The organism is Pseudomonas sp. OA65, assembly GCF_017498305.1.
In the GTDB taxonomy this organism is placed as follows: domain Bacteria; phylum Pseudomonadota; class Gammaproteobacteria; order Pseudomonadales; family Pseudomonadaceae; genus Aquipseudomonas; species Aquipseudomonas zanjanensis.
Window position 1 is genome coordinate 1 of sequence record NZ_JAGDEZ010000109.1, and the last position, 617, is coordinate 617.

Here is a 617-nt window from a genome sequence, read left to right on the forward strand (position 1 = left end):
GGCTGTAGGCGTCGAGGGTGGAGGCCTTGATCTGCTCCAGTAACTGGTCGACGCGGCTGTGGGCCTGGACGTCGATGCGCAGGGCCAGGGTGTTGACGAAGAAGCCGATCAAGGCCTCGGTTTCCCGCCGTGGACGGTTGGCCACCGGCGTGCCGACCACCACCTGGGGCTGGTTGCTCAGGCGCGAGAGCAGGATCGACCAGGCACCGAGCAGGGTCATGAACGGGGTCAGGCCCTGTTGCTGGCTGAAGCGGCGCAAGCGGGCGCTGAGTGGCGCCGGCAGTTGCAGGGCCAGCGCGGCGCCTTGGTAGCTTTGCACTTGCGGCCGTGGGTGGTCGCTGGGCAATTCAAGCAGCGCCGGGGCGCCGTCCAGGTGGGCTTTCCAGAAATCGACCTGGGCGTGCAGGCGTTCACCTTGCAAGTGCTGCTGTTGCCAGCTGGCGTAGTCGGCGTACTGCAGGGTCAGGGCCGGCAACGGGTCGTCGAGGTTCTGGCTGAACGCGGCGTAGAGGGCGTTGAACTCGCCGATCAACACCGCCACCGACCAACCGTCGGAGACGATGTGGTGCTGGGTCACCAGCAGGATGTGCTCGTCTTCGGCCAGGCACAGCAGGCGT

Annotated in this window: 1 protein-coding gene; it reads right to left on the reverse strand. The window is 66.8% G+C overall.

What is annotated here, in order from left to right; translation table 11 throughout:
• On the reverse strand, nt 1-617 hold a 617-nt coding region (locus tag J3361_RS29300), incomplete at both ends, for a condensation domain-containing protein (RefSeq protein ID WP_243459079.1).